Source organism: Neobacillus sp. Fa239 (assembly GCF_055395235.1).
Genome location: NZ_AP041611.1, coordinates 1,543,880 through 1,569,321, shown reverse-complemented (window position 1 = coordinate 1,569,321; position 25,442 = coordinate 1,543,880). Strand labels below are relative to the sequence as shown.

Genomic DNA, 25,442 nt, shown 5'->3' with positions numbered 1-25,442 from the left:
CCCCTTATCAAACCGTACGTGCCCTATTAAGGCATACGGCTTACCAAATGTTACAATTTAATCAAGAGGATGCATTCCAGGCATTTTGCATCTTTTGGACACGGTGAGGTGTGAAATACTCCTCACCTTTTGCTTTTGCTCGTTTGATTCGATTCTGAATGTCTCTTTTAACTTTTCTGGACATATCACTTAGGTATTGTTCCTTTGTGTATCCATATGCTTTATTTAAATAGAGCCAATAAGTTGGAATCAGATTGATGTTAAGAAAGAAGGCATTATTCCAAATACTTTGCATCTTCATCCCTTTTCTTTGGGAAGGATGTCTATGAATAAAAGCTACTCTTAGTCTTTTCCTTATGTATCCATCTAAAGATTTCAGGGTTCTTCGAACCCACCTTGTAATACAGTGGTTTGGAATCCCTCGACTAATATTATCTTTTATAGCATTAACTATAGTTAGGTAATAGTTGACCTTCCCTCTGATAATTGGGTTCACTCGCTCAATCCACTCTTCCTTACTCAGCGTAAGCGTTTTACGGGTCTTGTCCTTTATTTTCGACCGAAAATCTTTGACGGATTCTTCCTTTGGAGTTACATGAAATTCTAGCTTGTTATCTTTCTTACCTTTTCTCCAGTGATGGAACGTGAAACCTAGAAAATCAAAATCATCCTTCTTAAAGTTGACGATTTTAGTCTTTTCTTTAGATATCTCAAGTCCAAGTTCTTTCAACTTATCCCTAGTTATAGAAGCTGCACTCTCGATGCTATCTTTCGATTTTGCAAAGAGGAGAAAATCATCCGCATAGCGGACAAAACGAATGTTGTTCAAGTCCCATTCCCAGTCAAGTTCATTTAAATACACATTTGCTAAAAGTGGTGAAATTACACCACCTTGAGGGGTTCCATAATCCGAGTGGATTAGTTTGCCTTCTTCCATGTGTCCAGCCTTCAGCCATTGTTCAACCAACCCTAGGACCGTACGGTCCGAAACATATTTCTTAAGAACTTCGATTAGTTTCTTATGAGGGATATTGTCAAAGAATCCTTTTATATCACAATCGTAGATATGATTGTAGCCTTGCTCAATATTCCACAGAATTATTTGTAAAGCTCTTTGAACTCCACGATTCGGTCTGTAACCTACTGACCAACTATGAAATAGATTATCTTCAAATTTGGGCTGAAGTACGTTCACTACACTTTGTTGTACAATGCGATCTTCAATTGTTGGTATTCCAAGTGGTCGTTTCTTCCCATTCTTCTTGGGAATGTAAACTCTCCTTACTGGCTGAGCTTGATAGGTCTTTGCCTTTAATCTGTCTAAAAGTGCCATGATGTTTTCATTTAAATTAGCTTCATAACTTTCTATTGTTTCTCCATCGATACCGCCTGCACCCTTATTAGCTTTCACTTGTTCAAAGCATTGGGTTAGTCTTCGGTCGAATAATATTTGTCCATAAACACTGTGTAGCTTAAATTTCCACTCTTGATTCATTGCGTATTCCACGCCTTTCCTTGATGTACATTCAAACGGTTTTACCGCAGTAACATGATTGTTAACATTACATCTTGTTCATGACTTGGAGCCATAGGTCATTCCCCTTCCGTTCACTTGATGTTATGGTCATCAAGTTACTTCCGTACTATGAGAATGTCTGACTACTCCACCCATTCTTCGTCACTTCGGGTTACCCTTATAGACTAGAACCCTGCCTGTTCGGTAGGGTGGAGTTCTCACGGGGTCATCGCATTTCCCTTCTAAGCATACCCTGCACCATCACGCTATAAGTCACATTTCCTCGTTCTGACTTCTAAAGGAAATGCCTTTTTGAGAGGGCTTCCTTACTTTTCGAAAAGTCGCCAACTTATCTCGCCGCCGTGCTTCACACTTATTGCATTAGGGTCTACCTATTCGCTTACGGTTCTCTCGATTTACCGCATCTCCTTCAGACAACACCTCACGGTGTTGCCCTAGATTAAGCTTCCCGAGCTAGGTCAGTCTCCTCGGGTATGGATTTTCACCATCTGGGATTCATTTTCATTATCCTCTCCAAGTCGTTTCACCGAGATGACGTCTCTTTCAGATAATGAAAAGAAGAGTGTTAACTGAGTTAACACTCTATGCGACTGCCCGTCGCACAAAAAGACCGCCGCAGCGATCAAACTAGAGAGTATATAACTGTTCAAAGGAACTAGCAAGATAATGAAATCCAAGCGGGCGTAATGTTGAAAACTGTTGTTGAATGTTCATTTCTTCTTCTGAGTTGTCAGGTAATACGTAAAGCTTTGTAACGGGCTTTTCCTCTTTTAGAAGTTCAATGACTTTAAAAAGCATTATTTTAAATGCATTCTTTAATTCTTCATATTCTTCTGGAAATTGTTGTTCTAATCGTTCAAATTCTACTACTGTTTCATGGATGTGACTGAATGACATTCCTCTCCATTCCAAAGCTAAAATAAGAATATCAAGATTGGGATGTTTTTTTGCTAGTCTATAATGGTTACCCCATTGTTCTTTACGTTTTTCTGTTGAAATAGGATGTTCTTGATGGTAGGCAACTGTCATTGGATCCAGAGCAAATTGTACTCCATTTTTGTACAATCGATAGCCTAACTCCCAGTCTTCTGCTCCGTATCCTACAAAGCTCTCATCAAAGTAACCAACCTGATCTAATTGTTCCTTTCTTACTGATACGTTTCCACTTAAAAATGCAATATAAGGGACCTTAAACTCACTTAAATTATGTTCGAAATGTTTCACTCCACTATTAAGAAAATAACGATTGGGAAAGGACAAAGCTTTATAATTTTCATTATCAATATCATCTTTTGTAACGAGTTGATATGGAAAAACTTTCTCATTACTATTTCTAAACTCCTCATACCTTCTTGAATAATGTGAATTATTTCCCACTAAACTATCCAGTAATATCCATTGTTCTGTATTATACTCTGGAAAAATAAAAGTATAAAGGCCTTGGTAATGCATAGCCCCTGTCACGACTAGATTCAATTTCTCTACATGATGTCTGTAGTGATTTTCAATAAACATTGGGGGTAAAAACATTTCTCCATCTACAAAAATTAAAATTTCTCCTTCAGAATGCTTGATTCCTATATTTCGTGTGTAAGACCGGCCTTTATTGTTTTTTAGACGGATGTATTTAAATTTAAATGGAACATCTATTTCTTTTATGAGATTTGGTGTTTGATCAGTAGAACAATCATCAATGAGGATCACTTCATAATTAGTGTGGGAAAATGTTTGTTTTGATAAACCATAAAGAGAAAGAGATAGTTGATGGTATTTATTATAGGAAGGCATGATTATACTCACTTTTATTGGATTATTATGATTGTTTTTGATTTTTATTTCGTATTGGTCCTTTGCCATGTTGACAGTCTCATTTTTCAAATGGACAGGATCCTGTTCAGACATGGATATTTGTTCATTGAAATTCTCATAACTGTCGGTTGCTCTTAAAGCCGGGCTTTTACGGTTGCGATCTCTTTGATCTGCCCAACCAGGTTCTCTTCTACTATCTAACAATTGATAAACACCTCGCTTTATACGCTTGTACTCCAATATATTCCCAATTTACTGGAATTCTTGGACAAATTAAAAAAAGTGACTATTTTTAGTCACTCCTAAAGAAAATGGCACAGGTCAATTCCTGTGCCAATAAGTATGTCATTTATTCCTTTTCACGTCGCCCCCGTTTTTTCAGCTAGGAATCCTCCTCAAACACTAAATCATTGCTCCTGAGTGTCATTAATTCATGCTTGTCATAAGAATTAAGCATCAACAGCCGCATCGCTTGGGCACGGATAGACTTTTCTATGATGTTACGGACATAGCGCCCGTTCGAGAAACTATTCGGGTTTATCACAGCCTTCACCCAAATCAAATGATCTTTTACTTTCTTTTCGGCTTCGTGGCTGAAGGAATATTCTCTTTCTATTAACATACGTTTTGCAATTTCCAACAATTGATCAATATTGTAATCGGGAAAATCGATGACAAGCGGAAACCGGGAATGCAGCCCGGGGTTTAAGGTTAAAAAATAATCCATTTCCCTTGAGTATCCAGCAAGAATTAGAATAAATTCATGCTGTTTATCCTCCATATGCTTAACCAATGTATCAATGGCTTCCTTGCCAAAATCCTTTTCTCCGCCTCTTCCAAGAGAGTAAGCTTCATCGACGAACAAGATCCCTCCTTGCGCTTTTTTTACGAGATCGCGTGTCTTTTGGGCCGTGTGGCCGATATATTCCCCAACGAGGTCCGCCCGTTCTGCCTCAATTAAATGCCCCTTTGATAGGACGTTCATTTTCTGAAACAGCTTTCCAATCAGTCTGGCCACCGTGGTCTTGCCGGTACCGGGATTTCCTTTAAACATCATATGGAGGGCTTGCTTTTTAGCCTTCAGCCCGGCTTCTTCGCGTTTTTTGTTCACATAAATCCACGCATAAATTTCTTTTATCATTCGTTTCATTTCTTCCATGCCAACCAATGCCCCGAGTTCCTCTTCAATTTCCCTTAAAGCCGTATGCTCAGGGGGAATTTCCTTTGGCACAACCTGTGGCTCTGGCAGTTCTTTTGCTAAGGTCTTTCTTTTCTGTGAATTGAAGACAACGCTGATTTGCCCGTTGCTTTTCATCCGAATCGGTTGGTCCAAAGCTTTCACCTCTCAATCTGCAAACAGTATATGCTAGGAATCCTTTCCGGTTTTTGACACTTTTGTATGTCCATCGCAAATTAAATTTGCGCCTATTTGGATGAAATACTTGTTCATTCTATTTGTATTCAGCCTTGATGCATTTCATTAAAAGGATTTTTCTTGAAAAATAAAAAAGAGCCCGGATTAGGGGCTCAAATTTATGAAAATGTTTTATTGGGCATCCAAATCAAGCTGAACATTTCGCTGCGGCGCAAATGTTGAGATGGCATGCTTATAAACCAATTGCTGCTTTCCTTCGGATTCAAACAGAACCGTAAAGTTATCAAAACCTTTAATTTGCCCTCTTAATTGGAAGCCGTTTAATAGAAAAACGGTCACATGTGTATTGTCCTTCCGGCATTGGTTTAAGAATTGGTCCTGAATATTAATCGTTGTTTTCATTTGTATATCCTCCTCTTTTATCTCTACTAATATGTATTCGATTTTACTTGGAGCTTTCCTTCAACATAATGTGAAATTTCCGTTAAATTTTTCGTAAAGTTCTTTTCCTCTGTAAAATCAAACCACATTACTTCCATCTTGTTTCGAAACCATGTAAGCTGCCTTTTGGCATAACGCCGTGAATTTTGCTTTAAATTTTGGACAGCTTCCTCCAAGCTAATTGTACCATCAAGATACTCATAAATCTCTTTATAACCAATGGCTTGGATGGATTGACAGTGACGTAAATCCTGTTCATATAACTGGGAAACCTCTTTAAGAAGCCCTTCTTCCATCATAATATCCACCCGGTCATTAATCCGGCTGTACAGCTTTTCCCTGTCCATTGTTAAACCTATGAGCGCCGTATTGTATAAAAGGTCTGCCTCTTGCGTTTGTTGATACTCACTCATCGTTTTGCCTGTACAGTGATAAATTTCAAGTGCCCGAATCACTCTCCTGATATTATTCGGATGAATTTGCGATGCACTCTCCGGATCAATTTGAACCAATTCTTGATAAAGGGCGTCATTTCCGATTAATTTGGCTTTTTCTTCAAGCTCAATTCGGCAGGCTTCATCCGCAGGAGCATCGGAAAATTGGTAATCATAAATAACCGATTGAATATATAGCCCTGTTCCGCCTGCAATAATCGGGAGCTTTCCTTTATCTGCAATTTCTCTTATGCGGGAGCGGACAAGCTGTTGGAATTCTGCGACTGAAAAACTCTCATTGGGTTCTTTGATATCGAGCAAATGATGAGGAATTCCTTCCATTTCTTCCGGTTTAATTTTAGCTGTCCCGATATCCATGCTTCGATAAATTTGCATCGAGTCTCCGCTGATGATTTCCCCATTGAACCGTTTGGCAAGCTCAATGCTGAGCTTTGTTTTCCCCACTGCTGTCGGACCAATAATGACTAATAACTTTTGCTTTAAATCCAAAATTTCCACACTGCCCTTATTCCAATTTCAGTGAAAGACTTCTCCTTCACTTTTACATCCTACCACAAATTCGAAAAGCAGTTGAACATCAAATAAGTATACACAAAAAAAATTATTTCTATGCAATTCATAGGAAATGAATTTTATTCTAATTTGGGAATAATTTCAAGCAACATTACAATATGATAACGATTCGTTTACATTTGGGATTATACCCCCATTTCGTGGTAGTCTTAATCGTACCTTATTTTTGTAATAATACTAGGGAAAAAGGTGAAACAAATGTTATCTCATTCTGAAATTGGAATTGACTTAGGAACTGCTAATATACTTGTGTATAGTAAAAATAAAGGAATTACAATCAATGAACCTTCCGTTGTTGCCATTGACACCGTAACAAAACGGATTGTCGCTGTTGGTACGGAAGCAAAAGAAATGATCGGGAAAACTCCCGAGAAAATTGTAGCGATTCGTCCGTTAAAGAACGGCGTCATTGCAGATTTTGATATTACGACTGAAATGTTGAAGTATATTATGGGGAAAGCTTCTAAAAAAATGGGTTTTGCCATGCGCAAACCAAGCGTGGTTGTCTGCACACCATCGGGTTCTACCAGTGTGGAACGCAGAGCAATCATGGATGCAGTCAGGAATGCCGGTGCAAAAAAAATTCAATTGATTGAGGAGCCGGTTGCAGCTGCCATTGGAGCCGGATTACCAGTTGATGAACCGGTGGCCAATGTCGTGGTGGATATCGGCGGCGGGAATACCGAGGTAGCGATTATCTCATTTGGCGGTGTGGTCGCATGTCATTCGATCAAGGTTGGCGGAGATCGCCTTGATGAAGATATCATTCAACATATCCGCAAGGAATATAACGTCTTAATCGGTGAAAGGTCTGCCGAAAAGATCAAAATAGAAATTGGATACGCCCTTATTGATCATGAGGAGCTTACCATGGAAGTCCGCGGCCGGGATCTTGTAACTGGTTTACCAAAAACAATTACATTATCATCCTATGAAATTAGAAATGCGATCAAAGAGGCTCTTTCCCAAATATTAGAAGCGATTCGGGCCACACTTGAAAACTGCCCTGCTGAACTTAGCGGTGATATTGTCGACCGAGGTGTGATCTTAACTGGCGGCGGCTCGTTAATGAAGGGCATGATAGAATGGCTGAGCAAGGAAATTTCTGTGCCAGTGTCACTAGCACCTAATCCGCTTGAATCGGTGGTCATTGGGACAGGAAAAGCGTTGAATTTTATTCATAAGCTTCCATCGGTTGCGAAATAAGATTTAAAAAACACTGCTGGGGCTATATTTAAATGGTTCTAGTCTGAGATGCTAATAATAAAATTAGTCCCTCAATGACAGTAATTTTGACATCTGTTTTGTAAATAATAAAGAAAACTCGTCAAAGTAAATTGGCGAGTTTTCTTTATTTGGAATACCAAATCCTTATTGAACTAGAGCCCCCCGATTACTCAGCAAATAATATTGCTTTTCTAATGAATTTATTAGTTTTACATCTTCTGGTAATGAAAGATAATCATTTCCTCTTGTCTCTTTTAATCCAATAAAATTCCTGGAATTTTCTCTCCCCCATAACATTGTGTCCAACGTCATTAGCATACCAAGACAAAAAGGTTCCCCAATGAAAAAAAGTGAATATATTGGGGAATATGTAAATTACTTCACTTATTTGCATACCTATACACATGTACATCATAGAAAAAAAGATTATTTCATTTTCCTTTGCATAAATTGATACTATATCTTGTTAGTTTTTTTGTCATGTTTTGTTTATTAAGTATAGAATCATTCAAAAATAAGTGAAGGGAGCTTAAAAACTCTTGAAAATAATGACAATCCTTGGAACACGCCCAGAAATCATTCGGTTAAGCTTAATTATTAAAAAATTGGACGCTCTAACAGAACACGTTCTTGTTCATACCGGCCAAAACTATGACAATTCTCTAAGCGATGTTTTTTTTGCGGAGCTTGGCATTAGACAACCAAACTACAAAATTCATTTAAAGTCCCATACATTCGGTCAGCAAGTTGGCCATATGTTTTCAGAAGTCGAAAATATTATTACTATTGAAAAACCAGATAAGATTCTTCTGCTTGGAGATACGAACAGCGGTCTTTGTGCAATACTGGGTGAACGAATGGGGATACCCGTCTACCATATGGAGGCAGGAAATCGTTGTTTTGATCCAAATGTTCCTGAAGAACTTAATAGAAAAATAATCGATTCAATTTCATCTTTTAATTTGCCATATACCCTGCTTAGTAGAGAAAATCTGATTCGTGAAGGTATTCCTAGTCACCGAATTTGGGTGTCCGGAAACCCTATATATGAGGTACTGCAACAATATAAAGAAAAAATTGACAAAAGTGACGTCCTTCAAAAGTTGAATATTACAGAAAATGGATATATTTTGGTAACAACCCATCGTGCAGAAAATGTAGACAATGAATCACGACTTCGTCATATAGTGGATGCACTTCAACTTATTGCCAAACAACACCAAATCCCTATTATATGTAGTGTACACCCCCGAACGCGCGATCGTATGAAAAAATTTAATATTAACCCTCAACATCCGTTGATTAAATTTTATGAACCATTTGGTTTTTTTGATTTTGTCAGCCTTCAAAAACATGCAAACTGTGTAATAACAGATAGTGGAACTGTTCAAGAGGAAAGCTGCATACTCGGGGTCCCTACCGTAACAATAAGGGATAGTAATGAAAGACCAGAGACGGTTATGTGCGGGAGTAATGTTATTTCTGGTGTTCATTGCAATAAAATTTTGGATAGTGTGAACTTGATGATTCGCTCGAATCGATCATGGAGATTGCCAGAGGGATATGATGATCCAAATGTTTCAGACAAAGTAGTCAACATGGTTTTGGGTGGACTCCATCATCTTTAATAATATTGAAAAGCCTTTTCTTGCTGAAAAGGCCTTTCTTAAAAATGACTTTGAATCTCTTACTCAATCACTTCAAACCACATAGGAGACTGATCTCTAGGATCGCCGTTATAATTAACGGTAATTTCTTCTCCCTCCCTAATGTCACGTACCGCATAAAAGGAAATGGACAATTTATCAAGGTTATTTAGAAACATCGCATTTGGAGTATAAGAGTGATTAAATAATGAACCGTATCCTAGAGCAATAGCGGTTTGATCGAATTGTTCCCCCCAGTTAAAACAATATTCAAATACAACGGTCTTCTTCAAGTACCCACGTTCTCCGTTAGGTGAAACAAAAACAGGGGATTCTTCAATGAGTTCACCATTTTTAATATCTCGTGCAGCGAATATCCCTCTACCATATTTCCCGGTATCTTTCATACAAATTGGTCCCATAATAGGCTCCTTTCTTATTATTTTACCGAATGTTATTTTTCAAGGGAGCCCCCCTCAAATTTGCTGTCCACGTTATTAATCTACATATTGATCCATTCTGTAAGTAATCTCTTAAAATTCAAAAAACCTCCTTTATATACCATCTGATAGTATTCGAGGATTAAATATACAGGTCAAACATTTTACAAATAGTATACGAAGAAAATCCAGAAATGATTTTACTCTGTTGAAAAATGGGTTGGACAAAAAAAAATTATTAATAGGTATACACATAAGCAATTGGATATTTTTTCCATAAACTAGAGTTGTTAGTTGCTTATGGAGCGAAATACAATACAAAAGTTTCAGAGGAATGAATCAAAATATAACTAGGAGGTCTAAAATTGTTTGAAAATCAAATAATTTTGGTAACAGGTGGTACAGGCTCATGGGGCCAAGAATTAGTTAGGCAGCTGTTAAAATTCAATCCAAAAGAAATACGTATTTTTTCAAGAAATGAATCCGTCCAATTTTTGATGAAACAAAAATTTAATCATAATCCAAAATTACATTTTCTCATTGGAGACATTAAGGATAAAGACTCCTTAAACCTGGCATGTAAAGGTGTAAATTATATTTTTCACCTGGCAGCATTAAAACATGTTCCCGTATGTGAGGATCAGCCAATTGAAGCCTTAAAAACAAACGTACTTGGAACACAGAATGTGATAAATCTCGCCATAGACCATAATGTTCGAAAGGTTGTTTATATTTCAACCGACAAGGCATCAAACCCTATAAATTTCTATGGAATGACCAAATCAATGGGGGAACGCCTAATTACTCATGCAAATACCTTAAATACGAATACAAGATTCGTTTGTATACGCGGCGGGAATGTTTTAGGTACAAATGGAAGTGTGATTCATGTATTCAATAAACAGATAGCAGAAAAGGGTATGGTTGGTATTACTGATCTAAATATGACTCGTTTCTTTTTGACACTTGAAGAGGCTATTAACCTAATATTTAAAGCATCATTTGAAAGCATTGGCGGAGAAATATTTGTCATGAAAATGCCAAGATGTAAGATTACTGATCTTGCTGATGTTTTAATCGAGGCTTCTGAAAAAGAAAACATAGGGATTGAAATACTTGGCATTAGACCTGGAGAAAAAATTCATGAGGTGCTTATTTCAGAGTACGAATCGAAAAACACCATATCCTATGATAATGAGTATTTTGTTATTCTACCGAACTTACCTATTAAAGATTTAAAAGAACATTATGCAAAATATAAATCTGTAAATTTCCGAAACTATAGTTCCGGCGAAGGTTTAATGAATAAAGATGAATTAAAAAGACTCTTAGATAGAGGAGGATTTATCTAAATGAAGTTACTGATACTTGGAGGTAAAGGAATGGCGGGCCATGTCATTACTGCTTATTTCCAACAAAAAGCAGAGTATCAAGTCTACTATACCTCAAGGGATCAAAATGATAAAAACGGTATTTATTTAGATGTAACGAATTCAACGGAGCTAGAGGAAATTCTAGAAACTATAAAGCCGGATATTACTATTAACTGTATTGGAATATTAAACGATCATGCAACGAACAATAAGGAACTTGCCTTTCAAGTAAATAGTTTATTACCTCATCAATTAGCCAAATTTTCCGAACGCATTCGAGGAAAATTGATACACATTAGTACAGACTGTGTTTTTTCTGGAACAAAAGGAGATTACACAGAGAATGATATTCCAGATGGAACTTCCATCTATGCTCAATCAAAGCAATTAGGAGAAATTATCAGTGATGAACATTTAACCATTCGTACATCTATTATTGGACCAGAGCTTAAAGAGGACGGAATCGGATTGTTTCTTTGGTTTATGAAACAAAATGGGAAAATAAAGGGCTATACAAATGTTTGGTGGAATGGTGTAACCACACTGGAATTGGCAAAAGCCATTGAAAAGATGATTTTGCATGAAATTACCGGACTATACCACCTAGGTTCAGATCAAAAAATTTCAAAGTATTTGCTGTTAAAAACCATTCAGGAAGTTTTCGGGAAAGCGGATGTTGAAATCATTCCAGATACTTGTATTATACAAGACCGAACAATCATTACTACAAGGACTGATTTTATTTATAGCGTTCCTACTTATCGAGAAATGCTTACGGAATTAAAAAATTGGATACAAAATTATGAACAAATTTCTTAGATTTATACAATAAGACAGCGAAGTTAGTTGAGAAATGGACGGAAGAGTAATATTCAAGCCGTTTTTTACAAACTGCCTGCGAAAAATACTTATGAAAGGATGTTTTTTATGAATGATGTAGGAATTGTTATGCCCATATACAACCAAGACCCTGGATTGTTAAAAGCGGCAATCAACTCAATCCTCCAACAAAATTATAAAAACTTTCAGTTCGTTATTGTAATTGATGGGGCAAATGACCAGACCAGAGAAACAGTTTATGAATTAATCAAAAATGATTTACGGGTGAAAGTCATTGATAAAGAAATAAATCAAGGAGTTGCTAAAGCTTTAAACACGGGGTTTGATTTTTTATTTAATAATAATGAAATTAAATTCTTAACTTGGGTATCTAGTGACAATTTATATTATGACAATTTTATTGATAAACTACGAGATAAACTTATAAATTCTTCACCAGAGGTTGGACTAGTATATAGCAGTTTTCGACATTTGGATTCTAATGGAAATCCATTACAGAATGAATTCGAACTAATACAATTTCGAGAATTTCAACAAAATAAAACTTTAGAAGATTTATTAGATGTTTGTTTTATAGGTGTATCATTTATGTATAAAAAAAATTTTGCACAACAAATTAGTGGATATGACTTTGAACCAATAGAGGACTATGAGTATTGGCTCCGTCTAACCGAAATTTGTAATTTTATATATATACCAGAAGAACTTATGGATTACAGAATGTCCTCTCCCTATAGTATATCCAAAGATGTTCATAGTGACCAAATTAAACATAGGTGGTGGAGAGATCGGTTTAATTTAGCCAAAAATATGACTCTTAAAAGAAGAAATTTGTCTTACGAAACAACTGTTCTTTTTATGGTAAATTCACTTAATGATCAAAAGATAAGTGACTTAGAAATTCTTCTAGATCAATTATATTATGGTTTTTGGTTAATTATTTTAGATGAAACCATGCAAATGAAAAATAAATTAAAAGAACTCCAAATAAATGATCCCAGAATAAAGGTAGTCGAGACAACCAGCTTAGATCTAAGCATTTTAGATGTCGTTCAATCTCTAAATACCTCTTATGCTTTAATTTATTCTAATGGATTTAATGAAAAGGGACTATACGCTTTTTCAAATTTAGTTAAAAAACTTAAAACAATTAGAAAAACAGATAAAGCCGAGGGTATTTCAACCTATTATGAAGGTAGAAGTTTAAATGTTTCTGTTAGAACGAACCAATCAATTTGGAACTATAATGAATTATATAATACTCATTTCTTAAAGAATTTAATGGTTAACCGAAATACGTCTTCCATAACAGAGAGTATTCCTCCATTTATTCTCAATTCAATACCGAAGAGCGGGACAAATCTTGTTATTCAATTACTCTCAGGGATACCAAGTCTATTTAGATCAGAATCAAAACATCTTTACGAGGGTATAAATTCACAACTCCCTCAACATTTTAATATGTTAAGTGAATTAATAGAAAACGAATTTATTGTTGGCCATATTTATTACTCACCTGAGTGGGAAAACATGCAAAAAAATCTTGGGATGAAACAGATTTTTATTTATAGAGATCCTAGAGATGTTGTCGTTTCTCATGCTTACTTTATGGAGAAAATGGGTTCTGTTTCACCAAATAACCTTTTATATCAATATGTTAAAAATAAAGGGTTATCTAGAAAAGAACAATATTTAACACTCATTAACGGGGTAAAGTTATCAACTGGGAATTTCCCTAATATTTATGATGCTACCACGATATTTTTAGAGTGGACAAACTCTCCAAATGTCCTTGCCATTCGTTATGAAGAAATTATGTGTTCAGAGGAATCTCGATATCATGCATGTGAAAAAGTAGTAAATTATTTATTTAATAAACTACCTACGGATGTATTACAGAAAATGATTAGAGATATGAGTACAAAAATAAATAAAAACGATTCATGGACATTTCGTAACGGTAAAATTGGGGATTGGCGGAAAGAATTTGATGAAGAATTAAAGACTAGTTTTAAAAAAGTAGCAGGTAATTTGTTAATTGAATTAGGCTATGAGAATGATACAAATTGGTAAATCGAAGTATGGATTATTAAAGGAGGCGATAAGTATAGATTTACAAGAAATTAAAAAGCCATTCGATTTGGTTGTAAGTTTAGGATCCTCATGTTTACCTACTTACCATTTGAAACGACACCATTTAAGAATTTTTTCTGGTCCCTTTGACTGGGTTCTATCACCATCACTCCCGGATGTAAATAAATTAATAAGTAATGAGCTAAATGATCTGATGGAACTCGAAAATATGCATTTGATTAAAGGGAATCATTACAACCTTCTCAATGATAATTCTGAACCTCAAAAATCTCACACATATGAAGTGAGGGACACCAAATATAATATTACGTCAGTCCATGATTTCCCTATTGTTCCAAACGCTGACTGGTCAATATCATATCCAGCTTATAAAGAAAAACTAACTAAAAGGATTAACACATTTATTGAAAAGATAAAAACCAGCAATTCTATATTATTTGTAAGAACTGGAGCAAGTTATGAAGACGCGTTAAACTTAAAGTCTGTTTTATCTCAAATCACGGATAGAAGTTTTAACATACTCATTGTGAATCTAGTAGTTGGACTGCAAAATGTAATTGAAAAAAATTGGGATATTGATGGAGTATGCTCGATTGAGTGCCCACATCATCAAGATGCTTGGTATGGGGACGAAACTGCATGGGATTATATCTTAAATGGGATAAAATTAAACTAAATTTAATTTTAATATAAATAATATATTGATGAAAATCCTCATAACAGCACATTAACGCCCAAAAGCCGACAGTCTTCTGTCGGCTTTATTCGTATATTACTAGGGTTCATTTTTTAAAACTTGAATCATGTTTATAAAATCCTCTGCATATTTTTCGGGGGAGAAATTGACCGCAATGTGCTTCACACCATTTTCCCTAAGTGCTTCGCGCAGCACAGTGTTTGACATTAATTCTTTTGCTTCCATTATTGCTTCATTGATATTTCCAAATGTATAGAATTTCCCTGTTTCATTATGTTTTATAAAATTACGAACACCATCTGAATCTGTTGACAATACCGGACACTTGCACACGAGTGCCTCCAGCACTGCGTAACCAAATGATTCAACTTTGGAGGTCGAACATAAGAAACCTCCTGAATCCCCAATGATTGAAAAGTAATCCGCCATTTTGCTATGCGGCTGATTTGCATAAATGATGAGGTTGTCTTTTAAGTTTAACTCGTCAATTTTCTGTTCAAATGCTATTCTTTCAGACTCTACACCTAATGTATTATCTTCGAACATCCAGAGTCGAATGGCTGGGTTTTCTTTAATTAAGTCAGCTCCGATCAAAAGGAAATCCTTCCAATTTTTATTCTCTTCTAACCTTCCTACCCAACCGATAATTGGAAAATCCTTTTTTGGGTGTACCTCATAGTGAAACTCATCAGTATTAAAACAATTATTAAAATGAAACTGTTTTTTTAATGGAAAATTACTTTTAAAGGCTTGGATTAGATGTTGGGTTTTCGGATATATGATTGCATCACAATAATTGGAGATAATGAATGAATTGGAGGGTTGTTTTAAGTAATAATCAGCAAATTCTTTGTTGACACCTAAACCTTCATTGTTATAAATTAGGATCCCCTGATACCCAAATTTCTTTACTTTTTGTAGCAGTGTAAGATCCGTGCATACAACAATGGCATCGTATTGTCCTTTTTCTATAATACTTTTTATTTCATGATCTTCATTGGTTACAAAAATAGAAGCATCAGTTTTATTTTGGAGCCCTATCCCCTTTTGGGTGTATAAAAAATCACAGTTTACATTCTTTTTACTTAATGCATAAAACCTTTGTCTATTCAGTGTTTCGACCCCTCCACTTGGAAGATAATAAGTAAATAAGATATTCATTTTGCTACTCAATTTAGTTGTACTCTTTAACTTGTTCCATGTGGCCCCATAATTAATTTTGCCATTATTTTTATTGCTGGTTGAATCAAAAGCATCATACCCGTCTCCTTCATTTAATTTCCAATAACCTACAAGTCCTGTTTCATCGCCAAATAATTCCTTTTTCATATTCTCCTGGATTTCTTCTTGTGTCCTTACTGTACTCCAAATCCGTATTTCTTGAAGACTGCCTATATAAAAACCGTAAGGATAGATTCCTCCAAAAATTCCCGATGGAACGACACTTTCTTTAATACTCGCTTTCCCAGATTTAGCAAAATTTCCATTAATATACAACAAAGGAGCTTTATTATTATAGACAACAGCAATGTGAGTCCAATCATGTAAATCGGCTTCATAAACTAATGTCGCAGGTAAATGATTTGTAGTATGTTCAAATATTGAAATTCCATTCGTTCCAACAGATACTCCAAGACCTGCTCTAGTATGATTCCCGTTGTCGTATACACCCAAAACTGGTGTAATGGCAAAACGTTGGTTAACCACTTGGGTAACACCCATATTTGACTCTTTGTGTATATGATCTAGAGCTTCTGGTTTTGCCCAAAATTCAATGGTGAATGTATTTTTAATGTTGGAAAACAATTGTTTTTGTGTAGCTATTATATTATTTCCATGAAAAGTAAGAAAATCATTACGGATCATACTAAATCCCTCCACACAACTGAGCTCTTTGATGAACAAATCACTCATTTCAATATATGTAAAAAAGTGATTATCGCTACAAATTCCAGATATTCAGCTATTTATTTTTCTGTTTGATTAAGCCTAATTCATTTTTTTCTGTGTCTTCCTATTGATTGAATTAGCAGGTGATAATATTTATTTTTAACTATCTCTGACTCTAGCATCTGCTCATTGTAATGGACGACAGAATTCATCGACTGATGGTATCTATATTTAACAAGTGGTTTATCTAAATAGTGAAAAACATAATGTTGTGCGATTCTCGACCACATATCGTAGTCCTGTGCATAACTCAAGGATTCATCAAAGAGGCCAATATTCCTTAAAATATCCAATTTCACCATGACGGTACAGCCATTAATATGACAGCCATTTGATAAATTTTTTAGAAAGACGTCATCATTATCAAAATGAACCCCTGCGTTATCATAAATAATGTGATTGGATTCATTGATGATATGGAAATTTGTATAGCTGACCGTTGCATTTGTTTGGGTCATAAACACTATTTGTTCGTCTAATTTTCTACTTTCAAATAAATCATCAGAACTTAACCAAGCAAAATATTCGCCTGTTGCATGCCGAATTCCTTCGTTCAAGGCACTTGCAGTTCCGCCGTTCTCTTTTTTAATATATTTGATTTTCGGTGAATGAAGATATGGTTTTATTAGATCAACGTACATCGTTGATCCGTCATTAACTATGATTATTTCCAAATGAGGATATGTCTGATTTAATACGCTTTCGATTGCTTGATTTACATAGGAACAATTATAAAAAGGCATGATAACGGATACCAAGGGATAATCCTCTCTTTTCATAAAGCATTGCCACCTTCTTTTAATAGTTTACTAGGGTTAAAAAACAAAAATTAATTATACCCCTTGTTTAACATCCTATGGTACTGTTATATATTTTAGACTGCCTAAAGCTAGGAGGATTCTCTATGATATCGTATTTTCGTTTGTAAAATAATGATGAAAAGTGGTAAAAACTGTAAAAAGTATTTGTTGATATACTATAGCCTGTACATCTTTGAAATTTGTAAATAAGATATAATGTATACTTTTTCATACTTAATGAAAGGAGAGGATTCATTATATTCGGAAAAGGAAAAGGTAAAGGTAAAGGTAAAGGAACAAACCCTGACGGTCATAAATGTGTCGGTGACACAGTTAATTTACGATTTAACCCAACTAACGATGCTGTAAACTCTGTGTTTGTAGCCGGAAGTATTTATCCATGTACTTTACCACCAATCACACCCGGGCCACTTCCGACCCCAACTCCAGCGCCAACCCCTGCAGCCACTAGCTTTATAAGCTGTCTCGTATCAAATGGTTTTAATATCATCGATATTGTGATGTTAACTCCAACTGATGTGCTCGTAACTCTTATAAGATGCTAATTGATTTATGCTTCTACCTACTGCTAAACCAAAGGAATTTCCTTTGGTTTAGTTTTTACATAAATCAAAAGCATCCATTTTCCCCTAAATTAAAGTCTATCTCTTATTAAATTTGAAAGAAGTGATCAAATGATAAATGTTGATGACCCAATAGTCTCAATCATTATTCCGGTTAAAAATGAAGGTAATCATGTCAAAAATACCATTGATTCCGCTTTTCAAGTTAAAACGGATTATCGTTTTGAAATCATTGTAGTAGACGATGGATCAACGGATGATTGCTGTAATTTTTTATCATCTCCTGGGACAAGACCAATAAAACTAATAAATAGTCATGGAATTGGTGCAGCAAGAGCAAGAAATATTGGAGCACAATATGCAAGGGGATCCTACCTGATTTTTTGTGATGCTCATGTTTTTTTTGAAGACCATTGGTTAGAAGGCCTACTCGATCCCCTACAAAAAGGAATGGCAGATGGTACCACTCCTGGAATAGCCGATGTAGCTAATCCTATGAATGCTGGATTTGGACAATTCTTAAATCAATCATTAGAAGTTCAATGGCATTTAAATAAAACAGCTCCATTTCCAACTTCGATTCTTCCAGGTGGATGTTTTGCCATATCCAAGAAAGTATTTACTGATATCGGTGGTTTTGATAACGAATTAAGAGTATGGGGATATGAGGATATTGAGCTTTCAATTAAAATGTGGTTGTTTGGATATACTTGTTTCGTTCAACCAGCAGTAAAAATTCTTCATGTGTTTCGAACTTCACACCCCTACAAGATCAATTGGGAAGATTATTATTTTAATATGATGAGACTGGCATATAGCCATTTTTCTGAGGAACGAATAGATAAATGCAGGCAGTTAATTAAATATAGTAACCCATCTATAATTGAAGAGGAGGTTTTTAAAACAAATGTACTAGAACAACGAGATTTATATTTTAAACGAAGGAAGTATGATGATAACTGGTTTATGAAAACTTTTAACATTGATTTCTAATTTTAGTTTGATCAAAGGGGATGAGAAATGAGCATTTCTATAACATTAATGGGATTATCTGTTGGTTTTTTAGTTGGTTTAACAGGTGTGGGCGGGGCTGCCCTTTTAACTCCTATTCTTATGATGTTTGGGATTAACCCTTCTATCGCAATAGGAACAGATTTTGTCTATAACTCCATTACTAAACTGTTTGGAACGATTCAACACTGGAAACAAAGATCTATTAATAACAAACTGGTAATATACCTTGCATTAGGAAGCGTACCAAGTGCGGCAATGGCAATGGGACTTCTCCAATTATTCGAATCTACATTTCATAATCAAGATCAAATTATTAAGCATTCTCTCGGATACGTCCTTATAATAGTAGCTATAGCAATCTTAATAAAAACCTTTTTTGAAAATAGAATAGGTCCGAACCGTTGGCAAAAAAAATCAATTGAAGAAAAACGTGGATTAACGATCCTTATCGGTATTGTCTTTGGTTTTATTGTTGGACTTACTTCAATTGGGTCTGGTTCCCTTTTTGCACTTGCGATGATTTATCTTTACCGTTTAGCGGGGGCCGAATTAGTTGGTACAGATATTGCTCATGCATTTTTATTAGTTACAGTCGCAGGATTGCTGCATGCATATACTGGGAGTGTAGACTACAAGCTAGTGGGAAATCTTTTAATTGGATCTATACCTGGAGTCTTTGCAGGAAGCATTTTATCAGCAAAAGTTCCTGCAAAACCTATTCGTATATTGGTCGCAATAGTCGTCATTATTAGTGGTATAAAGCTTATTGTTTAGATGAACAAAAATATTTTGAAAGTAACGGGCATTATTTAATGGCCAATAAAAATGGATTAAAATAACATGAAAGGAGAACAGAAAATTGGATAAAACGGATTCCGACAACCATGTAATTTGGCAGGAATCGATCGTAAAAAAAGAAGATCGCCAAAATTTACACGGACATAAAAGTTTGATGATTTGGTTTACTGGTCTTTCAGGGTCAGGTAAATCTACAATAGCCAATGCACTTCAGCTCGATCTATATAATAAAGGGATAAGTGTTTATTTGTTGGATGGAGATAATCTGCGGCAAGGTATAAATAAGAACCTATCTTTTACAAAAGAAGATAGAAAAGAGAATATAAGAAGAACAGCTGAAATAGGCAGGCTTTTTGTTGATGCAGGTATTGTTGTTCTGGCTGCCTTAATATCTCCTTACGCAACTGATCGAGCGAATGCCAGATCAATATTCAGCAAACAAGAATTTATAGAAATTTATGTGAAATGTCCGATTGAAGAATGTGAAAAGCGTGATCCAAAAGGTCTTTATAAGAAAGTTCGAAATCGGGAGCTCCTAAATTTTACAGGTATCGATGATCCATATGAAGAGCCACAAAATCCTGAGATAATCCTTGATACCAGCGTCCTTTCTATAGAAGAGTGCACAACTAAAATTATAAATTATCTTTTCAATGATATTAACCGGGTTTCTATAGGTAAGGGGGAATAATTTTGGCTAAAAGTATTCCTCATGGCGGAGAACTAATCAATCGAATCAATAAAGATTATGATATTTCTAAAATTATCTCTGAAATTGAAATTGATACAATGGCCTTATCAGACTTAGAATTAATTGCAAATGGAGCATTTAGCCCCTTAACAGGTTTTCTAAGTAAAGAAGACTATGAATCTGTACTATCACGAATGCGATTAAAAAACAACTTGGTTTGGAGTATTCCTATTACATTACCTGTCACAGAAATAGTAGCAAATCAATTAAAAATTGGGGATGAAATTAAATTATCCCACAAAAACATTGTTTACGGTGTATTAGAGTTAGAAGAAATATATGCCCCAAATAAAATGGAAGAAGCAAAAAAAGTTTTTCAAACAACAGATCTTCAACACCCAGGAGTCAAAAGCCTATTTAGACGCCCAAACGTATATTTAGCTGGTCCAATTCATTTAATAAAAGTTCCTCCGAAGAATGAAGACTTTAGTCAATACTATCAAACTCCTATACAAACGAGAAACGAATTTAATCTTAGGGGTTGGAACACGGTAGTGGGCTTCCAAACAAGGAATCCAGTCCATAGAGCACATGAATATATTCAAAAAACAGCGCTAGAAATAGTGGACGGTTTATTTTTAAACCCTTTAGTCGGTGAAACAAAATCTGATGATATCCCAGCCACGATAAGAATGAAAAGCTATGAAGTATTATTAAGTAATTATTATCCAAAAGATAGAGTATATTTAGCAGTGTTTCCAGCAGCCATGCGGTATGCAGGACCAAGAGAAGCCATTTTCCATGCACTGGTTCGAAAAAATTATGGTTGTACTCATTTTATCATTGGCAGGGATCATGCTGGAGTTGGAAACTACTATGGAACGTATGATGCGCAGAAGATTTTTTCACAATTTAGCTTTGAAGATATTGGGATAACAATCCTCCCTTTTGAGCACAGTTTTTATTGTACAAAATGTGGAAACATGACCTCAAACAAAACATGCCCACACACAAAGGAATATCACCTTCTTTTATCAGGAACAAAGGTTAGAGAAATGTTACGCAATGGCATTTCACCTCCCCCAGAGTTTAGTCGTCCAGAGGTAATAAAAATTTTAATGGATGGGTTAATGGAACCATAAAATGAACAATTCCATCTAAATGCGGATATTGGTTATGAAATAACCTTAACTCTGATATATTTCCAATATTGTAGCCCTACAGTCATTTTCCTACTTCCTACTGACCAAATTTTTGAACAAATCTCATAAAAAATGGGAAAAGAGATAAAAACTCTTTTCCCATTTTCCTTTTCAGTCATTTATTATTATTCAGGAGCTAATTCGCTAACATTTTGAAGCTAATTAATATTGTTCCATTAACCTCAATGAAATATTAGAGAAGTATCTTACGATAAATAATTATTTTTATGCTTTCGATTCTAATTATATCGGTATCTTACTTCCCCTCAAGCAGTTGCTGAAGCTCATTCAATAAAATTTTTACACCTTCACGGCTTAATATTATCTTTCCATTTGCAAATACAAGATTATCATCTAAAACTTCTCCCGTAATCATACAAGCATTGTTAGGGGTATATTTCTTAATTATAATACGATCCCCATCAATAAAAATCTCCATAAGGTCATTTTCCTTTACATTTAGAGTACGTCGCAAGTTCATTGGAATAACTATACGTCCTAATGCATCCAAATTTCGGACTATGCCAGTACTTTTCATTCAACACTCCCCCATTTACAATTAATGTAATCAATATATTATTTATCTTATAGGGTAATTGTTCACATTAACATATGTTATATGGGTAATTTATACCACTGTTTTTATTATGTTTAGTTATGGTAAATATTACCTGTAGGGTAAAATTGATGCATAAGCTACTTTATTTGAACGTAGTGTGCTTTGTTAGTCGGAAAGGTAAATATTCCCTTTTAAACTCCCTGCAGTTCAATTAGAAGAGGCTGCCATTTGTGGCAGCCCAATATTCAAGGATTTTGCTTTTTTCGCATATTGTTAAAATACAAGAATATAGGCAGTGGAATCACGATAAAGCCCAAACTCTTGATAATTTGATTTTTCGCATTTTCCCTTGCACGGTTCTGGTCATCCTTTACAGACTGGTCATAATTAGCCCGTATCTCTGCGTCCGTTAAATTTTGACTTCCACCTTTTCCGGTATCATACATTTGTTTATAGTCCTGGTAGTTTTGATAATAACTAGGCGGACTGACTAAATCCGCTGCCGCCATAAAAATCGAAATACCTCCACCGATGACCATCATCAGTGTAGCAAACAAAACTAAATACGTATAAAGATGGCGTAACACAGTTTCTCCCCCCTTTTCTTTGTATCTCACTGCATAGACAATCACAAAAACAATAATCACAACCGGTAAAAATAAGCCTAACAGGGTAAAACCAACGATTGAAATCACCCCCTTAAAGACTTGTAATCTTTATATATATTCATATTTTCAATTGATTTATTCATTCCAGATATATACATTTTTAATGAAATGTATATATTTTAAAATGGGAGCATGGCGGACACTTTAGCTTTTAAAAATAAGAAAAGTGTCCGTAATAAGGTTTCTTACGGACACTTCGGGCTCTTATTCTATGTAAAGTGTCCGTTACTGGGGCTCTTGCGGACACTTTGGACTCTTAATCTATGTAAAGTTGTCCGTTACTGGGGGCTCTTGCGGACACTTCGGGCTCTTATTCTATGTAAAGTGTCCGTTACTGGGGGTCTAACGGACACTTCGGGCTCTTATTCTATGTAAAGTGTCCGTAACAAGGGCTCTTACGGACACTTTGGGCTCTTATTCTATCCAAAATGTCCGTTACTGGGGCTCTTGCGGACACTTTGGGCTCTTATTCTTTGCAAGGTGTCCGTAACAAGGGCTCTTACGGACACCTCCGGCTCTATATCTATGTATAGTGTCCGTAACAAGGGCTCTTACGGACACCTCCAGCTCTATATCCATGTAAAGTGTCCGCAGCAAGGGCTCTTACGGACACCTCCAGCTCTATATCCATGTAAAGTGTCCGCAACAAGGGCTCTTACGGACACCTCCGGCTCTATATCTATGCAAAGTGTCCGCAACAAGAGCTCTTGCGGACACTTAAGACTCAAAATCTTTGAAAACTGTCTATTATAATAGGCATGCGATATAAAATCACATCACCCGCTTAAACATCTTCTCCATATCATAGGAAGAATAATGGGCAATGATCGGTCGTCCATGCGGACAGGTAAACGGATCAGAAGCTTTTCGCAAATCGTCTAACAGTGCTTGGATTTCATCATTGCGCAGGTGGCGATTCGCTTTAATGGAGGCTTTACAGCTCATCATTATCGCCGCTTCTTCCCGCAGCTTTTTAATATCGACTTTCTTCATCGCTAAAAGCTGCTCGATCATTTCCTCCATGATTTCCTTCTCTTCTCCTTTAGGAAACCATTGCGGATGCGAGCGAACAATGAAGCTGTTGATCCCAAACTCTTCGAGAAAAACACCTACGTTTTCCAGCTCGCCAATATTTTCATTGATTTTAATAAACTCATCGGTAGAATACTCAAACGTCAACGGCACAAGCATTTCCTGCAGTTCTGACTCTACCTGTCCGACTTTTTCCCGGAAGTATTCATACTTCAGCCGCTCCTGGGCAGCGTGCTGATCAATAATATATAAACCATTTTCATTTTGGGCAAAAATATATGTTCCATGCATTTGCCCGATCAGATACATGCGGGGAACCCGGCTCTCGTTTTGCTGGGCATCCCTAATTGGATCATCATCAAAGGGACTCTCAACGAATGGTTCCTCATCAAAAGACTCCTCTTCAAAAGCATCCTCTTCTATCGGATCCATATTTGGTACAATGGGCGGGGACAAAATTTCTATTATTTCTTTTTTAATAGGCTCCAGCTTCGGACGCACTTCCTGAACCCCAGCTGCAAAAAAGGGCCTTTTCCCCTCATTGCGAACAGGGACATCCTCCGAACCCTCATTCAGCACCAAAGTGGTCTGTTCCGATTTCGGCATTTCTTTTTTCACATGCGTATACGCTGTCGGAATCAGGATCTTTGATTTAAAGGCATCCTTTATCATCACTGTCACTAACTCATTCAGCTCTGCTTCCTTACTAATCCGGACTTCCATTTTCGAGGGATGGACATTCACGTCCACCAGTAATGGGTCCATTTCAATATTTAACAGAATAATTGGATACCGCCCAATAGGCAATAAAGTATGGTAACCATCCTGAATCGCTTTCGCCAGCGGGTAATTTTTAATAAAACGTCCATTGATCATGGTCGAGATATAGTTTCTCGACGCTCTGGTGACTTCAGGCATCGAAGCATAGCCGCTAATTTTATAATCAAGCGAAGTCCCGGAAATAGGTACCAGCTGCTTGGCAATGCTCATGCCGTAAATGGCAGCCAGCACCTGGCGGACATCGCCGTTTCCATTCGTCTGCAGCAGCTTCCGTTCATTATGAATCAAGCGGAAGGCCACCTCTGGATGGGAAAGGGCCAGCCGGTTAACTACATCAGTAATATTCCCGAGCTCTGTGTGTATGGTTTTCATATATTTTAAGCGGGCAGGAGTGTTGAAAAATAAATCGGTAATGACAATATCTGTGCCGCGTCTGGCCGAAGCTTTTTCAAAAGTTTCGACTTTGCCGCCCTCAATCACGACCCGATTACCTGCGCCCTCACCAGTCGACGTTTTCAACTCCAAACGAGAAACGGATGCGATACTCGGTAAAGCCTCGCCTCGGAAACCAAGCGTCCGAATACGGAATAGATCGTTTTCATTCTTAATTTTACTGGTGGCATGCCGTTGAAAAGCCATTAGGACATCCTCTTCGTCAATGCCGCTGCCATTATCGGTGATCCGGATTTTCGCTAGTCCGGCTTCCTCTACTTCAATTTCAATGACCGTACTGCCGGCATCAATCGCATTCTCTACCAGCTCTTTCACAACAGAGGCAGGGCGCTCGACAACCTCACCTGCAGCAATTTTATTGGACAGGGCATCATCTAACTGGATAATCTTGCCCATTCACATCC

At 36.3% G+C, this 25,442-nt stretch carries 21 protein-coding genes; 10 read left to right on the top strand and 11 right to left on the bottom strand.

Going from position 1 to position 25,442, the window contains the following annotated elements; all coding sequences use genetic code 11:
• Positions 1-61: 61 nt before the first annotated feature.
• The 5 genes from ltrA to miaA all read right to left on the bottom strand — a co-directional run bounded on the left by ltrA (position 62) and on the right by miaA (position 6,106).
• On the bottom strand, positions 62-1,495 hold the full coding sequence (gene ltrA, locus ACZ5XR_RS07460) for a group II intron reverse transcriptase/maturase (protein WP_464497272.1): 1,434 nt from the start codon (positions 1,493-1,495) through the stop codon (positions 62-64).
• 669 nt (positions 1,496-2,164) lie between these two features.
• The gene (locus ACZ5XR_RS07455; protein WP_464501030.1) at positions 2,165-3,550 is read right to left on the bottom strand and encodes a glycosyltransferase; all 1,386 of its coding nucleotides are present in this window, start codon (positions 3,548-3,550) and stop codon (positions 2,165-2,167) included.
• Between the two features lie 178 nt (positions 3,551-3,728).
• Positions 3,729-4,679 carry a stage V sporulation protein K gene (gene spoVK / locus ACZ5XR_RS07450; protein ID WP_464501029.1) on the bottom strand — a complete coding sequence of 317 codons (951 nt, stop codon included), beginning with the start codon at positions 4,677-4,679 and terminating at the stop codon, positions 3,729-3,731.
• 213 nt (positions 4,680-4,892) lie between these two features.
• Positions 4,893-5,123, bottom strand: coding sequence for an RNA chaperone Hfq (gene hfq, locus ACZ5XR_RS07445; RefSeq protein WP_034672853.1), 231 nt, complete (start codon positions 5,121-5,123; stop codon positions 4,893-4,895).
• A 26-nt stretch (positions 5,124-5,149) separates the two neighbouring features.
• The gene (gene miaA / locus ACZ5XR_RS07440) at positions 5,150-6,106 is read right to left on the bottom strand and encodes a tRNA (adenosine(37)-N6)-dimethylallyltransferase MiaA (protein ID WP_464502254.1); all 957 of its coding nucleotides are present in this window, start codon (positions 6,104-6,106) and stop codon (positions 5,150-5,152) included.
• A 282-nt stretch (positions 6,107-6,388) separates the two neighbouring features.
• On the opposite strand from miaA, the gene mreBH reads away from it, so the two are divergent.
• Together mreBH and wecB are read left to right on the top strand one after the other, a co-directional pair.
• Positions 6,389-7,396: a rod-share determining protein MreBH gene (gene mreBH, locus ACZ5XR_RS07435; RefSeq protein WP_464501028.1), complete on the top strand. Its 1,008-nt coding sequence runs from the start codon at positions 6,389-6,391 to the stop codon at positions 7,394-7,396.
• 560 nt (positions 7,397-7,956) lie between these two features.
• Positions 7,957-9,045 (top strand): non-hydrolyzing UDP-N-acetylglucosamine 2-epimerase, encoded by a 1,089-nt coding sequence (gene wecB, locus ACZ5XR_RS07430; RefSeq protein WP_464501027.1) that lies wholly within the window; start codon positions 7,957-7,959, stop codon positions 9,043-9,045.
• A gap of 59 nt (positions 9,046-9,104) precedes the next feature.
• On the opposite strand, the gene ACZ5XR_RS07425 is transcribed toward wecB, so the two are convergent.
• On the bottom strand, positions 9,105-9,485 hold the full coding sequence (locus ACZ5XR_RS07425) for an SET domain-containing protein (RefSeq protein WP_464501026.1): 381 nt from the start codon (positions 9,483-9,485) through the stop codon (positions 9,105-9,107).
• A 383-nt stretch (positions 9,486-9,868) separates the two neighbouring features.
• Here ACZ5XR_RS07425 and ACZ5XR_RS07420 point away from each other — a divergent pair, with 383 nt between their 5' ends.
• From ACZ5XR_RS07420 to ACZ5XR_RS07405, 4 genes are all read left to right on the top strand, one after another.
• Positions 9,869-10,855, top strand: coding sequence for a polysaccharide biosynthesis protein (locus ACZ5XR_RS07420; protein ID WP_464501025.1), 987 nt, complete (start codon positions 9,869-9,871; stop codon positions 10,853-10,855).
• A complete protein-coding gene (locus ACZ5XR_RS07415) occupies positions 10,856-11,695 on the top strand; it encodes an SDR family oxidoreductase (protein ID WP_464501024.1) in 840 nt (279 codons plus the stop codon).
• Between the two features lie 108 nt (positions 11,696-11,803).
• The gene (locus ACZ5XR_RS07410; RefSeq protein ID WP_464501023.1) at positions 11,804-13,789 is read left to right on the top strand and encodes a glycosyltransferase; all 1,986 of its coding nucleotides are present in this window, start codon (positions 11,804-11,806) and stop codon (positions 13,787-13,789) included.
• Complete coding sequence (locus ACZ5XR_RS07405; protein ID WP_464501022.1) at positions 13,773-14,486, top strand: DUF1796 family putative cysteine peptidase; 714 nt, start codon at positions 13,773-13,775, stop codon at positions 14,484-14,486. Before ACZ5XR_RS07410 ends, ACZ5XR_RS07405 begins: the two co-directional genes overlap by 17 nt.
• Before the next feature lie 99 nt (positions 14,487-14,585).
• Here ACZ5XR_RS07405 and ACZ5XR_RS07400 read toward each other — a convergent pair whose 3' ends face one another.
• Both ACZ5XR_RS07400 and ACZ5XR_RS07395 read right to left on the bottom strand, forming a co-directional pair.
• Entirely contained in the window at positions 14,586-16,373 is a 1,788-nt protein-coding gene (locus ACZ5XR_RS07400) for a glycosyltransferase (protein ID WP_464501021.1), read from the bottom strand.
• A 128-nt stretch (positions 16,374-16,501) separates the two neighbouring features.
• Complete coding sequence (locus ACZ5XR_RS07395; protein WP_464501020.1) at positions 16,502-17,236, bottom strand: glycosyltransferase; 735 nt, start codon at positions 17,234-17,236, stop codon at positions 16,502-16,504.
• 716 nt (positions 17,237-17,952) lie between these two features.
• On the opposite strand from ACZ5XR_RS07395, the gene ACZ5XR_RS07390 reads away from it, so the two are divergent.
• The 4 genes from ACZ5XR_RS07390 to sat all read left to right on the top strand — a co-directional run bounded on the left by ACZ5XR_RS07390 (position 17,953) and on the right by sat (position 21,486).
• Entirely contained in the window at positions 17,953-18,834 is an 882-nt protein-coding gene (locus tag ACZ5XR_RS07390) for a glycosyltransferase family 2 protein (RefSeq protein WP_464501019.1), read from the top strand.
• A 27-nt stretch (positions 18,835-18,861) separates the two neighbouring features.
• The gene (locus ACZ5XR_RS07385) at positions 18,862-19,629 is read left to right on the top strand and encodes a sulfite exporter TauE/SafE family protein (RefSeq protein WP_464501018.1); all 768 of its coding nucleotides are present in this window, start codon (positions 18,862-18,864) and stop codon (positions 19,627-19,629) included.
• 85 nt (positions 19,630-19,714) lie between these two features.
• Positions 19,715-20,344 carry an adenylyl-sulfate kinase gene (gene cysC, locus ACZ5XR_RS07380; protein ID WP_464501017.1) on the top strand — a complete coding sequence of 210 codons (630 nt, stop codon included), beginning with the start codon at positions 19,715-19,717 and terminating at the stop codon, positions 20,342-20,344.
• A 2-nt stretch (positions 20,345-20,346) separates the two neighbouring features.
• Positions 20,347-21,486: a sulfate adenylyltransferase gene (gene sat / locus ACZ5XR_RS07375; protein ID WP_464501016.1), complete on the top strand. Its 1,140-nt coding sequence runs from the start codon at positions 20,347-20,349 to the stop codon at positions 21,484-21,486.
• A 316-nt stretch (positions 21,487-21,802) separates the two neighbouring features.
• On the opposite strand, the gene ACZ5XR_RS07370 is transcribed toward sat, so the two are convergent.
• The 3 genes from ACZ5XR_RS07370 to mutL all read right to left on the bottom strand — a co-directional run bounded on the left by ACZ5XR_RS07370 (position 21,803) and on the right by mutL (position 25,434).
• Positions 21,803-22,084, bottom strand: a complete 282-nt coding sequence (locus ACZ5XR_RS07370) for an AbrB/MazE/SpoVT family DNA-binding domain-containing protein (protein ID WP_464501015.1) — start codon at positions 22,082-22,084, stop codon at positions 21,803-21,805.
• Positions 22,085-22,350: 266 nt separating this feature from the next.
• Positions 22,351-22,800 (bottom strand): hypothetical protein, encoded by a 450-nt coding sequence (locus ACZ5XR_RS07365; RefSeq protein WP_464501014.1) that lies wholly within the window; start codon positions 22,798-22,800, stop codon positions 22,351-22,353.
• A gap of 744 nt (positions 22,801-23,544) precedes the next feature.
• Positions 23,545-25,434 (bottom strand): DNA mismatch repair endonuclease MutL, encoded by a 1,890-nt coding sequence (mutL, locus tag ACZ5XR_RS07360; protein ID WP_464501013.1) that lies wholly within the window; start codon positions 25,432-25,434, stop codon positions 23,545-23,547.
• Between the last annotated feature and the right edge of the window lie 8 nt (positions 25,435-25,442).

What these genes read in the sequence shown, in the direction of transcription:
- ltrA (WP_464497272.1), bottom strand. Translation starts at nt 1,495, where the DNA reads ATGAATCAAGAGTGGAAATTTAAGCTACACAGTGTTTATGGACAAATA.
- hfq (WP_034672853.1), bottom strand. Translation starts at nt 5,123, where the DNA reads ATGAAAACAACGATTAATATTCAGGACCAATTCTTAAACCAATGCCGG.
- mreBH (WP_464501028.1), top strand. Translation starts at nt 6,389, where the DNA reads ATGTTATCTCATTCTGAAATTGGAATTGACTTAGGAACTGCTAATATA.
- ACZ5XR_RS07425 (WP_464501026.1), bottom strand. Translation starts at nt 9,485, where the DNA reads ATGGGACCAATTTGTATGAAAGATACCGGGAAATATGGTAGAGGGATA.
- ACZ5XR_RS07415 (WP_464501024.1), top strand. Translation starts at nt 10,856, where the DNA reads ATGAAGTTACTGATACTTGGAGGTAAAGGAATGGCGGGCCATGTCATT.
- ACZ5XR_RS07410 (WP_464501023.1), top strand. Translation starts at nt 11,804, where the DNA reads ATGAATGATGTAGGAATTGTTATGCCCATATACAACCAAGACCCTGGA.
- ACZ5XR_RS07405 (WP_464501022.1), top strand. Translation starts at nt 13,773, where the DNA reads ATGATACAAATTGGTAAATCGAAGTATGGATTATTAAAGGAGGCGATA.
- ACZ5XR_RS07400 (WP_464501021.1), bottom strand. Translation starts at nt 16,373, where the DNA reads ATGATCCGTAATGATTTTCTTACTTTTCATGGAAATAATATAATAGCT.
- ACZ5XR_RS07395 (WP_464501020.1), bottom strand. Translation starts at nt 17,236, where the DNA reads ATGAAAAGAGAGGATTATCCCTTGGTATCCGTTATCATGCCTTTTTAT.
- ACZ5XR_RS07390 (WP_464501019.1), top strand. Translation starts at nt 17,953, where the DNA reads ATGATAAATGTTGATGACCCAATAGTCTCAATCATTATTCCGGTTAAA.
- ACZ5XR_RS07385 (WP_464501018.1), top strand. Translation starts at nt 18,862, where the DNA reads ATGAGCATTTCTATAACATTAATGGGATTATCTGTTGGTTTTTTAGTT.
- ACZ5XR_RS07370 (WP_464501015.1), bottom strand. Translation starts at nt 22,084, where the DNA reads ATGAAAAGTACTGGCATAGTCCGAAATTTGGATGCATTAGGACGTATA.
- mutL (WP_464501013.1), bottom strand. Translation starts at nt 25,434, where the DNA reads ATGGGCAAGATTATCCAGTTAGATGATGCCCTGTCCAATAAAATTGCT.